A 13,606-nucleotide genomic window follows, 5' to 3' on the forward strand; every position below is an offset into this window, starting at 1 on the left:
CGCTGATCATCGGCCCCAGTATGGCCGGAACCGACGAGTGCGCCCACCCGCGTGGGAACCCCGCGCACATCCCGGACGCGGAGCACTAGAGGTTGCGCGGGACCTCGTTGCCCACGGCGACGATGCCCTCGCGCATGCGTGTGCGCCACAGCAGTATCCCGCCGAGGAGGAAGAAGGCGAGCAGCGACAGGATCGCCACCCGGTACCCGCCGGTCAGGGAGACAGCGACGGTCACGGTCAGCGATCCCAGGAAGGTCGATCCCTTGTCCGAGATCTGGAACAGGCTGAAGTACTCCGCCTCCCGGCCCTTGGGGATGAGCTGTGAGTACAGCGACCGGGCCAGGGACTGGGTACCGCCCAGCACCAGGCCGATGCCCACGCCCATGATGACGAACAGAGGCACGTTCCCGGCCGGGAGGAAGTAGGCGGCGGCCACCAGCGCACCCCACACCACGAGTGTGGCCATCACGGTGTTCTTCGACCCCAGGTGGAGGGCCACCCTGCCGGTCAGGAAGGCGCCGCCGAAGGCCACGAACTGGATGACGAGGATGGTGACGATCAGTGCGTCCTGCTCCAGCCCGAGATCCTGGGTGGCGAAGGGCGCCGCGTAGCGGATGGCCGCCTGCACACCGTCGTTGAAGAAGATGAAGGCCAGGAGGAAAAGCACGGTATTCGGGTACCTGCGCATGTCCTTGAGCGTGTGCCCGAACTGGCGCAGCGACCGCCCCAACTCCGGACGTCCGCGCACGCGCGCGGCCAGGGCGCCGTAGCGGTTGCGCAGCGGCCTGATCGCCATGACGGTGAAGCCCGCCCACCAGATGCCGACGGAGGCGAACGCGATCCGCGCCGCCCCGTCCGCGCCGATCCCCAGCGGGTCGGCGCTGACCACCAGGCCCAGATGGACCGACAGCAGCAGGGCACCGCCCAGGTAGCCGATGCCCCAGCCGGCGACCGAAACCCGGTCGCGCTCGTCGGGCGTGGCGATCTCGGGCAGGAACGCGTTGTAGACCACGATCGACAGCCCGTACAGCAGATTGGCCAGCACGAAGAGCGCCGAAGCCGCCATGTAGCCGTCTGTGGCGAAGTACAGTCCCGCGGTGCACAGCGATCCGCTGAACGCCAGCCAGAACAGCCAACGCTTCTTGTGCCGGGAGTGGTCGACCATCGCCCCCACGACGGGCAGGAGCGCGATCTGTAGCAGGATCGCCAACGTGGTCAGCGCCGGATAGAGCGCGTTGGGGTGGAGGGTGAGGAAACCCAGCCCGAGCGGGGTGATGGACAGCGAGGGGTCCAGACAGGACGTGGCGTCCCCGGCCCCGGCCGACACGCACGCCAGGTTGCTCAGGTACGGGCCGATGAGCACGGTCACCACCGAGGTGATGAACACCGAGTTGGCCCAGTCGTAGACGTACCACCCGCGCTGCTCGCGTCTGCGCTGGCGGGGATCGGTGGAGGGGGCGTCCGTCTCCGTGGGTGCGGTCATGGGAGGGGACTATCCGTTCTGGAGGGGGCTGTCGTTGCCGGTTCCGGCGGGCCGGGCGGCGGTGCGGTCCGTCCAGCGGCCGCGCCGCACCAGGAGTCGCTTGAGCGCGACGGTGTTGTCGGTGACGAGTCCGTCCACGCCCGCGTCGAGCAGGCGCTCCATCACCGGGGGTTCGTTGATGGTCCACACGTGTACCTGCAGGCCCAGCCGGTGCGCGGTGCGGACCAGGTCCCGGCTGAGCACGGGGAAGGAGCCGTACCACAGCGGAATCTGGGCGCACACCGGAACACGGCTGGCCAGGGCGCGCAGCAGCGGTGACAGGGAGGCCGCCCGCAGCCGGCGCACGTCCCAGGGGCCGCAGGAGGTGGCGACGGGACGGTCGAGGAGCCGACGGGCCCGGTCCAGGCGGGGCTGGTCGAAGGAGCCCACGCATACCCGGTCCCAGGCGTTGGTGCGGCGCAGTACCTCCGCCAGCGGCCGGACGGCCGCGTCGGCCTTCAGGTCGATGTTGAACCGCGCCTCGGGCCAGGAGCCGAGCAGGTCCTCCAGCAGCGGCACCGGCTCGCGCCCGGCCACGCGGGCGCGGGCGACCTCCCGGTGGGGCAGGTCGCCGATGGCGCCGACCATGTCGGTGGCGCGGTCCAGGGTGTGGTCGTGGAAGGCCATGAGGACGCCGTCGCTGGTGGCGTGCACGTCCGTCTCCAGGTACGTGTAGCCGAGGTCGATGGCGTACTGGAAGGCTGAGGCCGTGTTCTCCAGCTCGGTGCGGCGCACGCCCTGGTCGTCGGTGAGCCACCCGCCTCGGTGGGCGAGGGCCACGGGTACGGGAGAAGAGAGGTACGCGTGAGTCACGCTTGCAGTATGCCGGGTACGGGCGGCGGTGCGCCCGTCGGCATGTTCTCGGACAGATGCCGCAAAACCTGGAATGCCAGGTGGCATGGAGGGAGGTGCGCGGCCTCTGTGCAGGGTGAAGGCGGCCGTCATCCTCCAGGAAGGGATCTGTTCATGTCGCACACCCCTGACCGTCACTCCTGCCCCCGCCCCCTCTGCACCCGCGGAGCGCTCGCGCGGCACCGCCCGGTCCGCACCCCCGCGCGCACTCCCCAACCCCCGCACCACACCCCCGCGGGCCGCCGCGGTGTCCCGCCGCTCGCGGGGCACCGGACCCCCGGCGACGTGCACCTGCTGGCCCAGCGCATGGCGGAGGTACTGGTGGGCCGCCGTGCGCCCGAGGTACTGCGCGACCACGTGACCGTGCCGGTCCGCGAGGCGCTGCGCCGCCTGCGTGGCACGGTCTCCTGCGAGCTCGCCCCACGGCTGTCCTGGGTGTTCCACCAGAGCCTGGACACCGAGGAGGTGGAGGCCAGCGCCGTGATCCGCTGCGACCGGCGCTCGCGGGCGTTCGCCTTCCGGGCCCGGCGTGAGGGAGGCCGGTGGGTGTGCACCCACCTGGAGACCGACGGCGTCGGCCGACGCCGCAGCTGCCTTCCGATCGACCCGTCGCGGTAGCCCCTGAGGGCCGCGGGAGGGTGGTGAGCTCCTCCCTTGGCCCTTCTCCGTTCACCGTACCGGCGGCGTCCTCGGCGGCCCGCCCCGCCGAGGCGTGGCGGACCTGGAGCCGCCCGGCCCCGGGTCCGTGTTCTTCTGCCGGAAAAGCTCCTGGATTTCCGATAAGTGGCCTGGATAGGGTCCCCTGGGGCGTCCTTCGGACCGGAGCGCGCCCGCGTTCGAACGGCGGCGGTCCCGCCGTGCCTGGCACGCGGTGGTCCCGCACGACGGTTTCACCGCTGAGGGAAAAGGAGGGGGCGGTCACGGCGCTCCCCGCGCCGGGGCGGCCATCCGTGTATGAAACCTGCTGACATCGTTCACCTGCACAGCCTCAGCGCACCGACCCTGTCGCCCGACGGCGGCCGGGCGGTCTTCGCCCTGACCCGGCCGGACCTGGAGGAGGACGCCTACCTCGGCTCCCTGTGGTCGGTCCCCACCGACGGTTCGGCCGCGCCCACCCGGCTCACCCGGGGGACCAGGGACAGCGGACCGGTCTTCTCCCCCGACGGGAGGTGGATCGCCTTCCTGCGCCCCGACGAGAACAAGCGCCCCCAGATCCACGTCCTTCCCGCCGACGGCGGTGAGCCCTGGCGGATCACCTCCCACCCCCTGGGCGCTGGCGCCCCGCGCTGGTGCCCCGACTCCAGCAGGATCGCCTACACCGCACGGGTTCCCGAACCCGACCGGTACGTGGACGTCGAGCCGGGCAAGGAGCCGCCCCGGCGCATCACCCGGCTCAAGTACCGCATGGACAACCTCGGGTTCACCAACGACCGGCGCTCGCACGTGTTCGTCTCCGCGCCCGTGGACCCCTCCGGCGAGGCGGGGGAGCCGGTCCGGGTGACCCGGGGCGACTTCGACCACCAGGCCGTGGCCTGGCGCCCCGACGGCGGTGGACTGGTCTTCTCCGCCGCCCGGCACGCGACCCGCGACACCGATCTGGTGACGGACCTGTGGGCGTGTGCGCCGGAGGAGGGCGCCGAGCCGCTCAGGGTCACCGACGGGACCCTGAGCGCTGAGGAGGGCGCGTTCTCCGAGGACGGTGCCACCGTCTACTTCCGCGGCGCCGGGACCGGCCCCGACCTGGACGACTTCGTGGGGCGGACCACCGCCCTGTGGTCGGTGCCCGCCGACGCCTCGGCAGCACCCACCCGGCTGACCCCCGTCCAGAACCCCAGGATGGTCGGAGAGCCGAAGGCCACCGCGGGGGGCTTGCTCGGCCGGGCGGAGAACAGGGGAGCGGTGGACCTGGTCCGGGTGCCCTTAGAGGGCGGAGAACCCGAGACCGTCATCGGTGGCAGGGTGCAGGTCCAGTCCTTCGACAGCGCCGGCGGGGCCACCGTCGCGGTGGTCGCCGACGGGCGCAGCAGCGGTGAGCTGGTCCTGGTCACCGACACCGGCACGCGGGCGCTCACGGAGTTCGCGGGCGCCCTGGACCCGCTGCCGACGACGGAGCTGACGGCGCACACGGCCGACGGCTATCCCGTGCACGGATGGGTCGCGGTCCCCGGGGGCGAGGGGCCGCACCCGGTGGTGCTGATGATCCACGGCGGCCCGTTCACCCAGTACGGCCACCAGCTCTTCGACGAGACACAGGTCTACGCGGCCGCCGGGTACGCGGTGGTCCTGTGCAACCCGCGGGGGTCCTCCGGCTACGGGTACGAGCACGGTCGGGCCGTCATCGGCTCGGTGGGCCGGACCACCGCCACCGACGTCCTGGCCTTCCTGGACGAGGCGCTCAGGGACGAGCGGCTCGACCCCTCGCGGGTGGGTGTCATGGGCGGCTCGCACGGCGGGTTCATGACCACCTGGATCTGCGCCCACCACGGCGACCGCTTCAAGGCGGCGATCAGCGAACGCGCGGTCAACGCGATCGAGAGCTTCCACGGCTCCTCCGACATCGGCTCGTTCTTCCCCGGGCCGCTGTACGGCCCGCCGGAGACCTGGGCCAAGGAGAGCCCGCTCACCTACGCCGACCAGATCGACGTCCCGTTCCTGATCCTCCACTCCGAGGAGGACTGGCGGTGCCCCCTGGAACAGGCACAGCGCCTGTTCGTGGCGCTGAAACTGCGCGGCCACGAGACGGAGATGCTCCTCTTCCCCGGTGAGGGGCACGAAATGTCGCGTTCAGGCCTGCCCAGCCACCGGGTCGCCAGGTTCGAGGCGATCCTGGAATGGTGGCAGCGCCACCTGTGAGACGTGTCGGGGGCGGGGGATCCCGCCCCCTTCCCCCGTCTCTTGTGACATAGGACACTTTTCTGTGTGACTTGACCTCGTTTTGGGACGGTCCAGGAGGGGAGAAAAAGGAGCCGCTTCGGCGCACTAGCCGGTGTTCCGGGCCTCTTGTTGTGGAACCGCAGGCCAGAGGGTTGCCCAAGGGAAGGTAACGAAAGGGTCGCGTAAGACCCTGGTGGTGGATTAGTGTTCCCTCAGGCCGGAACGCCCCCGTTAGTCACTACAAGGGTGACGGCGTCCGGTTCCCGTCGCACTCTGCTCGTCAGTAGTCCTTTCCCAGGAGCAGAGGCCGTCGCAGAAGCACCGGCGCACCTCCCGCGGCCCTTCTCTCACGCCGCCAGTCGGGATCCCCCGCACACCGCATCCCCACACGCCTGTTCCAGGCGTGTCCTCGGGATGTCCTGCGCCGGTAGACGGGTGTGGGAGAAAGGCAGTCGATCCCTTGACTCGCAACCCCGAACCCGGTATGCGTCGCATCGCGACGGTCGGTTGCGCCACCCTGGGTGCGGTCGCCCTGTCCTCGGGGCTCGCTCTCGCCGAGCCCACTCAGGAGGACGCCCAGGAGCGCTACGAACAGCTCCAGGAGGAGCTCTCGGAGCTCAACGAGGTCTACAACCAGGCCGACGAGGACCATGAGGCCGCCGAGACCGAGCTCGAGGACATCGAGGAGCGGCTCGGTACGGCCCAGGAGGAACTGGACGCCATGTCCGGCAAGGTCGCCGGGATCGCCCAGACCGCCTACACCGACTCCACGCACAGCCCCTTCACGGTCCTGTTCCAGGGCGACCCCGACTCCTCCCTCCAGAACATCGCCGATCTGGACTTCCTGTCCGAGGGCCAGGAGGTCGTCCTGGCCGACTACGTCGTGGAGGTGGAGCGCGCGGAGGAGCTGCGCGCCCAGGCCGCCACGGCTGAGGAGGAGGCGGCCGAGGCACTGGCCGCCGCCGAGAAGGCCCAGGGGGAGGGCGAGACCGCCCTGGACGAGCAGGCCGAGGTCCTGGAGAGCCTGGGCGGACAGGACCCGACCGCCTCCGAGGCCTCTTCGGGCGATGGCGGCACGGCCGCGGTGGCCGGCGACGTGCAGGCCGTCCTGGACTTCGCCCGGGCCCAGATCGGCAAGCCCTACGTCTGGGGCGGCACCGGGCCCGACAGCTACGACTGCTCGGGGCTGGTCCAGGACGCCTGGGCCCAGGCCGGAGTCAGCCTGCCCCGTACCACCTACGACCAGGTCAACGCCGGCACACGCGTCTCCCGCGACGCGGTGCAGCCCGGCGACCTGCTGTTCTTCTACAGCGAGTCCTCTCCCAGCCACGTGGGGATCTACTCCGGCAACGGCAACATGATCCACGGCTCCAACCCGTCCAAGCCGCTGGAGGAGGTCGCCCTGGCGGATTACTGGGACGGCGTCTTCTCCACGGCCGTTCGCGTGGGGTAGGGCGTGTTCGGCCGGCCCGGCGCTCGGCAGGGTCCGTGTCCACCGAACACGCCCTCGTCCGATCCGCTCGGGTCGTTGCCCGCGAGAGGTACCGGGGGAAGGCGTGAACGCGTATTCTTCGGCGAATGGGACGTCTTCTGCTCAAGGTCGCCGCGGGCATCGCGGCGGTGATCGCCTTCTTCTGGCTACTCTCCGTACTGATCGGCCTGTTGGTCTGGGTGGTGATGATCGCCTTGGTCGTCGGAGTCGCCTACCTCGGCATCCGGATGCTCAAAGCCGACTCCGGGAGCCGTTAGGAACCACCTGAGGGGCGCGTCGCACTCCGGTACGGCGCGCCCCCCGCTTGTTCTCCTGGACTCGTCGGGCCCCTCCGTGACGGGCGGCTCAAGACCGTTTCGTGACACATGCGTGAATGCCTCCACGGCGCGGTCAAACGAGAGTACGGTGACCTTGTGTCACCGAATAAGCACGTGGGGTCTCACGCTGACGGAGTGTCTCACCGTGGCCGGGTGGAACGGGTCCTCACCCGCGTCTTCCGTAACGACTGGAGCGCGCTGGCACCGCCCGGTATCGGCTGCTGGACCCCCGAGCTGGGCGTCAGCGTCATCATCCCGGCGCGTGGCGGACAGCGGCGCCTCGACCTGGCCCTGGCCTCCCTGGCCGCACAGACCTACCCCGAGGGTCTGACGGAGGTCGTGGTCGTGGACGACCGCTCCTCCCCGCCCCTGCGACTGCCCGCGCTGCGCCCGGCGCACTGCCGTGTCCTGACCGCACCCGACGGCGGCTGGGGAGCGGGATACGCCCGCGCCTATGGCGCCCACTCCAGCACCGGCGACATCCTGCTGTGGATGGACGCCGACATGGTCGTGTGCCCAGAGTTCGTCGAGGCCCAGGCCCGCTGGCATCACGTGCACGCCGAGGCGGTCACACTCGGCCGGGTCCGCTTCGCCGACACCGAACCCGACAACCCCAACCAGGTCCTGGACCTGGCACGTACCGGCGCGCTCCACCGGACCCTGGAAACCGGCCGTCACCACGAGTGGGTCGAGCGTCTGCTCGCCGAGAGCGACAGGCTGCGCAACGCCGACCACCTGGGGTTTCACGCCTACGTCGGTGCGGCGGCGGCCGTGCGCCGCAACCTCTACGAGGCCGCGGGGGGCGTCGACCCCCGCCTCGACCTGGGGCAGGACACCGAGTTCGGCTACCGGCTCTGGCAGGCGGGCGCCGTCATGCTGCCCGAACCCGCCGCCACCGGCTGGCACGTGGGCCGCGCGGGCACCGCGCGCACCCGGCTGCCCTCCGAGCGCTTTCGAACCGAGGTGCTCGCCGAGTTCATGCCGCACCCGCACGTCTACCGTGAGCGGGTGCCCGTCCACCGGCGCCGCACTCCGCTCGTGCACACCGTCGTCGACGTCTCCGGCGCCCCCTACGACCTGGTCCGCGGATGCGTGGACCGGCTGCTGGACAGCGCCGAGACCGACCTGGCCCTCACCCTGGTCGCCGACTGGGAGGGCGCGGACCAGGACCGGCAGGCCGTCGGCGGACCCCGCCTGGACCTGCGCCTGGTCCAGGCCAACTACCTGCGAGACCCCCGGGTCGCCTTCGCCGCCTCCGCGCCCCGCACCGGGTTCCCCTCTCCGTTCCTGCTACAGGTCCCGGTCTCCTGGGGGCTGGGCCAGGTCGCCCTGTCCCGGATGCTGGCCAGTACTGAGCGCGCCCGCTCCGGACTCACCGAGCTCTTCTCCGCCACCTCGCCCACCCGCGACGCCGGGGTGCGGCTGTGGCGCACCCGCGCACTGGCTCGGGCCATGCGGGTGCGCGCAGAGGGCGAGGACCTGGGAGACGTGGTCGACGCACTGCACGGCCGCTACCGCATCCACGCGGGCGAGGAGACACTGACCGACCTGTCGCTGTACCGATCGGTGCCGCCGCCTCCGCGCACCGAGCCGGATCCGACGGAGGTCGCTGCGCCCTCCCCACCGGCCGAACCGGGAGAACGAGACCTCCGGAAGGGCACGGACCGCGGCGGCGCGCGTACCGGCGACTGGCTGCGCTCGGGATGGGAACGGGCCCGCCGACGCCTCCGGAGGGGGCGGGGTTAGGGCGGGTCCGGCGAACACGCCCCGGGAACACCTCCGCCACCCTCGACGGCCGGCGCGTCCGGGATCAGCTGATGGCGTCGATCGACTCCAGCAGCTGCTCGCGCAGGTCGTCGTTGACCGGTGCGGAGCCCGTCTCGTCGGAGACGGCCTCCTGGCCCTCGGGACTCACCACGTAACGCAGGAACGCCTTGAGGTGTTCGGCGTCCCGGTCATTCGGATAGTCCAGGCACACGGCCTCGTAGCTGACCAGGACCAGCGGGTAGCTGCCCGACTCGGTAGTGCCGTAGTCCAGGTCCAGCGCCAGGTCGAACTCACTGGCGTTGTCCTCGCGGCGCGGGGAACCGGCGACCACCTGGGCGGCGGACTCCGGGGAGATCTCCACGAACTCGCCGCCGACACCGATGTCCACCGTGGACATGCCGTGCACGTGCGACATCTCCACATAGCCGAGCGAACCCTCGGCCCGCTTGACCGTGTCGGCGATACCGCTGTTGCCCTGAGCCGACTCGTGCGCGGTGATCGGCCACTGGCCGCCCGCCTCGTGCGGCCAGGCGTCCGGAGCCGCGTGCCGCAAGTATTCGGTGAAGTTCTCGGTGGTACCCGAGTCGTCGGAGCGGTTGACCGGGGTGATCGCCATGTCCGGCAGGTCCACGTCCGGGTTGTCCTCGGCGATCGCCGGGTCGTTCCAGCGCGTGATGTCCTGGTTGAAGATCTTCGCGACCGTCTCCGGGCGCAGGTTCAGCGAGTCCACGCCCTCAAGGTTGAACACCACCGCGATCGCCACCACGTACGCGGGCAGGTTGACGGTGTCCGAACCGCCGCACCGTTCCCGGGAGTCGGCGTTCTCCCGCGGGTCCAGCGCCGCGTCGGTACCGGCGAAGACGACCGCGCCGTCGATGAACTGGCTGCGCCCGCCGCCCGAACCGATCGAGTTGTAGTAGACGCGCGCGTCCTCGCACGCCGACTGGTAACCGGCGATCCAGGTCGTCATCGCGTTCTCCTGGGCGCTGGAGCCAGCCCCGGACAGGCTGCCGGAGAAGCACTCCAGGTCCTCGGGAACCTTCGGCGCGGCGCTGTCCGGAACGGCGTCGTCACTGCCGCAGGCGGTGACGGCCAGCAGCAGACCGGCCAGCGCGGCCGACGCCGCGCCCCGGTATGCGCCACGGTGGCGTGGGACGCCGGTCTTGGTGCGCTTGTTGGACGGGAGCACGACTGCTTCTATCCCCTTCGTCGGTGTCGGTGGTCCTCAGGTTGTGTTCACCGCCACGTGTCCCGACCGGGCGCGTCGTCGCTGGTGATGGAGCACCGCCGAAGAATTTAACCATCGGTGGACCAACACCCCCAAGGCGCCCCCGTGTGGGATGGCGCTCACCTGACCCGGTGTGCATGACACGCTGATGGGACGGGCACGGGTAACTGGGTGATGAGCACGAACGACACGTCCACGAACGCCGCTCCGACGTCAACCTACCGCCTGCAACTGCGCCCCGGGTTCACTCTGGACGACGCCGCCGGCCTGCTCGACTATCTGGACAGGCTCGGAGCCGGCGCGCTCTACCTCTCCCCCGTACTCGCCGCCGCACCGGGATCCCAGCACGGATACGACGTGGTCGATCCCACCCGGGTCTCTTCCGCCCTGGGAGGGGACACCGCCCGCGCCGCCCTGGCCGTCAAGGCGCACGAGCTGGGCCTGGGCATGGTCGTGGACATCGTGCCCAACCACATGTCCGTGGCGCGAGCGGACGCCAACCCCTGGTGGTGGGACGTCCTCGCGCGCGGGCGGGCCTCGGTGTACGCACGCTGCTTCGACATCGACTTCGACGCCGGACCGATCCTCATCCCGGTGCTGGGCGACGACGGCGACGACGGACGGGCCGCACTGGCGGAGCTCACCGTCACCGACGGCTTTCTGGCCTACCACGACAAGCGCTACCCGATCGCCCCGGGCACCCACGCCCCCGGTGACCCGGTCGAGCGTGTGCATGGGCGCCAGCACTACCGGCTGGTGTCCTGGAGGCGCGGAGACGGCGAACTCACCTACCGCAGGTTCTTCGACGTCAGCGAACTGGCCGCCGTACGAGTGGAGGATCCCGGCGTCTTCGACGCCACCCACGCTGAGATCATGCGCTGGGCCGAGCTGGGCCAACTCGACGGGCTGCGCGTGGACCACGTGGACGGGCTCACCGACCCCGGCGGCTACCTGCGCAGGCTCGCCGAGCGCTTCGGCGGCTGGGTGGTGGTGGAGAAGATCCTCGCGCCCGGCGAGAGCCTGCCACAGTCCTGGCCGGTCGCCGGGACCACCGGCTACGACACCCTGCGCGAGGTCTGCGGGGCGTTCGTCGACCCCTCCGGCGAGGCCGACCTGACCACCCTGGCACTGGACCAGGGAGCGGAGGTGGACGTCGCCGGGACCGACGTACGGGCCCGCCGCCACGCCGCCGCCGAACTACTGCGCGCCGAGGTGCGCCGGATCGCCGCCCTGCTGCCGCCGAGACCGTCCGAGGGGCGCGGGGCACCCTCCTCCGGGGCGGTGCGCCGTCGGGAGGACGCCGTGGCCGAGCTGCTGTGCTCCTTCGACGTGTACCGCTCCTACCTGCCAGAAGGTGAACAGGACTGGGCCCGCGCGGTGGAGACCGCCGCCGAGCGCCGGCCCGGCCTCGCCCCCGACCTGGAGGCCGTCGACCGGTGGGTGCGCGGCGACCCCTACGGCGAGGCCGCGCGGCGCATCCAGCAGACCAGCGGGATGGTCATGGCCATGGGCACCGAGAACACCGCTTTCTACCGGGCCACCCGGTTCGTCGCCCTCAACGAGGTGGGCGGCGACCCCGCCGACTTCGCCGTCACCCCGGGAGAGTTCCACGACGGCGCGGCCCGCCGCGAGGCCTCCCGCCCGCACACCATGACCACCCTGTCCACGCACGACACCAAGCGCTCAGAAGACGTGCGCGCCCGTCTGGCCGCCCTCTCCGAGGTGGCGGGGGGCTTCGCCGAGGCCGTGCGCCGCTGGACCGAACGGTGCGCCCTGCCCGAGCCCGCGCTCAACCTGCTGGGCTGGCAGACCCTGGTCGGCTCCTGGCCGATCGGGGAGGATCGCCTGACCGAGTACCTGCTCAAGGCCGCCCGGGAGGCGCGCCTGGGGACCTCCTGGACCGAACCGGACACCGGCTTCGAGGACCGCGTCCGCTCCTGGTCCGCCCGGGTCCTGGGCGACAAGGCCCTGAGCGGAGAGGTCGCCTCGGTGGTGGAGTCGGTGCGCGGGGCCGGGTGGAGCAACTCCCTGGGGCAAAAGGCCGTGCAGCTCCTGGGGCCGGGTGTCCCGGACCTCTACCAGGGCACCGAGCTGTGGGACCTGTCCCTGGTCGACCCTGACAACCGCAGGCCCGTGGACTACCAGGCCCGCGCCGACCTGCTGGCCCGTATCGAGGAGGGATGGCGGCCGCTGGTGGACGCCACCGGCGCGGCCAAGCTCCACCTGGTCCGCACCTGCTTGCGCGCCCGCCGGGAACTGCGCCCGGAGGGGTACCTGCCGCTCGCCGCGTCGGGACCCGCCAGCCGCCACGCCCTGGCCTTCGCCCGCACATCGCGGGGCGCCGCCCAACCCGACCTGGCGGTGGTCGCCACCCGGCTGCCGTTGACCCTGGCCGAGGCCGGAGGGTGGTCGGACACCGCGCTGGCGCTGCCCTCGGGGCCGGGAGTGTGGACCGACCGGCTCACGGGCCGTGTCGTCGCACCCGCGCGGGCCGACGGGCTGACACTGGCGTACCTGGCCGAGGTGCTCGGACGCTATCCGGTGGCGGTCCTGACCAGGGAGTGAGAGGAGCACGGACGGGAGGCGGGGCCCGTGGAGACGGCGGCGCGGGTAGGCTGGCCGCGATCATGACGCGCGCCGACACCCCACACCACACCGGCCCCAGGCTGCGGATGCCCGACTCCGTGGCGGACGCCCTGGCCTGTCCCACCTGCGGAGAAGGGCTCGACCCGGGCGAGCGCGGGCTCACCTGTGCCACCGGGCACAGCTTCAACGTGGCCCGCGAGGGGTACGCCAGCCTGCTCACCGGGGCCACACCGCCCGGCACCGGTGACAGCAAGGAGATGGTCGCCGACCGCCTGAGGTTCCAGGAGGCGGGACACCACGACCGGATCTCCGCCGCGCTGGCCGCCGCCCTGGCCCGCGAGCTCACCGGTTCCGCGCCCCTGGTCGCCGACATCGGCGGCGGGACCGGCCACCACCTGGCCCGGGTACTGGAGGCCCTGCCGCAGACCGTGGGGCTGACCGCCGACGTGTCCAAGTTCGCCGCCCGCAAGGCGGCCCGGGTCCACGAGCGCGGCGGCGCCGTGACCGCCGACGCCTGGCGGGGGCTGCCGCTCCGCGACGCCTCGGCGGACGCCCTGCTCAACGTGTTCGCGCCGCGCAACGCCGCCGAGTTCCGCAGGGTCCTGCGCGCCGACGGTGTGCTGTCGGTGGTCGTCCCGGCCAACGACCACCTCACCGAACTCCGCGGGCCGCTGAGCCTGCTGGAGGTGGACCCGCGCAAGGAGGAGCGCCTCGCTGACTCCCTGCACGGGCACTTCGTCCCCTCCGGCGCCGAGGAGCTGCGCTTCACCATGGAGCTGGACCACGCGGACGCCGCGACCGTCGTCGGCATGGGGCCGAGCGCCCGCCACATCGCCCCGGAGGAGCTGCGCTCGCGCATCGCGGCCCTGCCCGTACCCGTGTCCGTGACCGCGTCGGTGCGCCTGCACACCTACCGTCCGCGCCTCTGAGGGACCGCCTCGCGCGGCGGGCATGCCGAAGCGGGCGGG

10 protein-coding genes are annotated in these 13,606 nt (G+C 71.7%); 7 read left to right on the forward strand and 3 right to left on the reverse strand.

Annotation, left to right across the window (positions count from 1 at the left end):
- Positions 1–85: 85 nt before the first annotated feature.
- Entirely contained in the window at positions 86–1,483 is a 1,398-nt protein-coding gene (locus tag AC0T5L_RS13735; protein WP_476165843.1) for an MFS transporter, read from the reverse strand.
- A 9-nt stretch (positions 1,484–1,492) separates the two neighbouring features.
- On the reverse strand, positions 1,493–2,335 hold the full coding sequence (locus AC0T5L_RS13740) for a glycerophosphodiester phosphodiesterase family protein (RefSeq protein ID WP_476165844.1): 843 nt from the start codon (positions 2,333–2,335) through the stop codon (positions 1,493–1,495).
- Between the two features lie 153 nt (positions 2,336–2,488).
- Here AC0T5L_RS13740 and AC0T5L_RS13745 point away from each other — a divergent pair, with 153 nt between their 5' ends.
- The 5 genes from AC0T5L_RS13745 (at position 2,489) to AC0T5L_RS13765 (ending at position 8,803) form a co-directional block, all read left to right on the forward strand.
- The gene (locus tag AC0T5L_RS13745) at positions 2,489–2,992 is read left to right on the forward strand and encodes an Rv3235 family protein (RefSeq protein ID WP_476165845.1); all 504 of its coding nucleotides are present in this window, start codon (positions 2,489–2,491) and stop codon (positions 2,990–2,992) included.
- A gap of 336 nt (positions 2,993–3,328) precedes the next feature.
- The gene (locus AC0T5L_RS13750) at positions 3,329–5,227 is read left to right on the forward strand and encodes a S9 family peptidase (protein WP_476165846.1); all 1,899 of its coding nucleotides are present in this window, start codon (positions 3,329–3,331) and stop codon (positions 5,225–5,227) included.
- A 481-nt stretch (positions 5,228–5,708) separates the two neighbouring features.
- Positions 5,709–6,701: a C40 family peptidase gene (locus AC0T5L_RS13755; RefSeq protein ID WP_476165847.1), complete on the forward strand. Its 993-nt coding sequence runs from the start codon at positions 5,709–5,711 to the stop codon at positions 6,699–6,701.
- Positions 6,702–6,826: 125 nt separating this feature from the next.
- The gene (locus tag AC0T5L_RS13760) at positions 6,827–6,997 is read left to right on the forward strand and encodes a hypothetical protein (protein WP_476165848.1); all 171 of its coding nucleotides are present in this window, start codon (positions 6,827–6,829) and stop codon (positions 6,995–6,997) included.
- Positions 6,998–7,210: 213 nt separating this feature from the next.
- Complete coding sequence (locus AC0T5L_RS13765) at positions 7,211–8,803, forward strand: glycosyltransferase family 2 protein (RefSeq protein WP_476165849.1); 1,593 nt, start codon at positions 7,211–7,213, stop codon at positions 8,801–8,803.
- Positions 8,804–8,867: 64 nt separating this feature from the next.
- On the opposite strand, the gene pstS is transcribed toward AC0T5L_RS13765, so the two are convergent.
- Positions 8,868–10,013, reverse strand: coding sequence for a phosphate ABC transporter substrate-binding protein PstS (gene pstS, locus AC0T5L_RS13770; protein WP_476165850.1), 1,146 nt, complete (start codon positions 10,011–10,013; stop codon positions 8,868–8,870).
- Between the two features lie 213 nt (positions 10,014–10,226).
- Here pstS and treY point away from each other — a divergent pair, with 213 nt between their 5' ends.
- Complete coding sequence (gene treY / locus AC0T5L_RS13775; protein ID WP_476165851.1) at positions 10,227–12,617, forward strand: malto-oligosyltrehalose synthase; 2,391 nt, start codon at positions 10,227–10,229, stop codon at positions 12,615–12,617.
- Between the two features lie 62 nt (positions 12,618–12,679).
- Complete coding sequence (locus AC0T5L_RS13780) at positions 12,680–13,567, forward strand: putative RNA methyltransferase (protein ID WP_476165852.1); 888 nt, start codon at positions 12,680–12,682, stop codon at positions 13,565–13,567.
- Positions 13,568–13,606 lie beyond the last annotated feature (39 nt).

It is taken from the genome of Nocardiopsis sp. TRM 82005 (assembly GCF_056312425.1).

Bases quoted from the DNA above. Each gene is read 5' to 3' on its own strand.
- treY (WP_476165851.1), top strand. From the start codon at position 10,227: ATGAGCACGAACGACACGTCCACGAACGCCGCTCCGACGTCAACCTAC.
- AC0T5L_RS13735 (WP_476165843.1), bottom strand. From the start codon at position 1,483: ATGACCGCACCCACGGAGACGGACGCCCCCTCCACCGATCCCCGCCAG.
- AC0T5L_RS13750 (WP_476165846.1), top strand. From the start codon at position 3,329: ATGAAACCTGCTGACATCGTTCACCTGCACAGCCTCAGCGCACCGACC.
- AC0T5L_RS13780 (WP_476165852.1), top strand. From the start codon at position 12,680: ATGACGCGCGCCGACACCCCACACCACACCGGCCCCAGGCTGCGGATG.
- AC0T5L_RS13745 (WP_476165845.1), top strand. From the start codon at position 2,489: ATGTCGCACACCCCTGACCGTCACTCCTGCCCCCGCCCCCTCTGCACC.
- AC0T5L_RS13760 (WP_476165848.1), top strand. From the start codon at position 6,827: ATGGGACGTCTTCTGCTCAAGGTCGCCGCGGGCATCGCGGCGGTGATC.